This is a genomic window from Niastella populi (assembly GCF_002078015.1).
Classification (GTDB): Bacteria; Bacteroidota; Bacteroidia; order Chitinophagales; family Chitinophagaceae; genus Niastella; species Niastella populi.
Window position 1 is genome coordinate 1 of record NZ_LWBP01000250.1, and the last position, 963, is coordinate 963.

Here is a 963-nt window from a genome sequence, read left to right on the forward strand (position 1 = left end):
GGAACCCGTATCCTTCCTCATCCTGCCAAATCATTCCTGCTTCCCGGTTTTGAAAAAAAACTTTTCCTGAGCGACGCATAAGGCTAAATGTTTTCTACATTTTCTATATCTGAATGTTGAATAACCTGTATCAAATTCTCATTTTTTGTTTTTTGAAATTCAACTGCATTATTGTTTGAAACAAATTTCCATGCTTTGATCTCATTTTCCTCTGAAACGCTACCGATTATGACTCCTGCAAGTATGATTTTATTTTTCAGATAGATATGGACTTTTATGTTGAAGTGGTTTATAAATATGTCATAGGGATCTTTGATTTTTTGGGAACCGGGCACAGCCCGATAACCAAAAAGTGCCAATACCTGGTTCACTTTGTCCATTCGCAACGTTTCTTTACCTTGTTCAAGATCTCTTATAAAACGCAATCCCACTCCAGCTTTAGCAGCAAGGTCTTCCTGGGTCATCCGGTTTTTATTCCGATTGTATTTTACAAAAGAAGCTATATGGTTGATGTATGTCATTGATATCGTTATACCTTTTCGGGTATAAAATTAATAAAAAAATCATTAATATACCCGACCGGGTATAAAATTAATTAATCGGATTGAATTATACCCGATAAGGTATATTGGAATCGATAAGTTACATTACCAGGTGGGAAACGAGAGTGTACCATTTCGGTAACCGGAGTGTACCATTTCGCTAACCGGAGTGTACCATTTCGGTAACCGGAGTGTACTATTTCGGTAACAATCATGTACCAGTTAGCAGGGGATGCGTGATCCATTATTAACCCCATTTTTCGCAGCCTTAAAGGCATTCGATTAGAAATCTTAACCCTTTCAGAAAATGAAAGGGTGTTCGATATTGTTTTCCTGATTAGTACCTTTGCCTTAGGTTGAACAGGGCAAATCATGATTGATTCTAGGCAGTTTTTATCTGTTCCAGAAATGACAAAAAGGA

Annotated in this window: 1 protein-coding gene; it reads right to left on the reverse strand. The window is 37.1% G+C overall.

Annotated features, from left to right (window positions below; all coding sequences use genetic code 11):
* Positions 1-83: 83 nt before the first annotated feature.
* Entirely contained in the window at positions 84-521 is a 438-nt protein-coding gene (locus tag A4R26_RS32655) for a helix-turn-helix transcriptional regulator (protein WP_207625876.1), read from the reverse strand.
* Between the last annotated feature and the right edge of the window lie 442 nt (positions 522-963).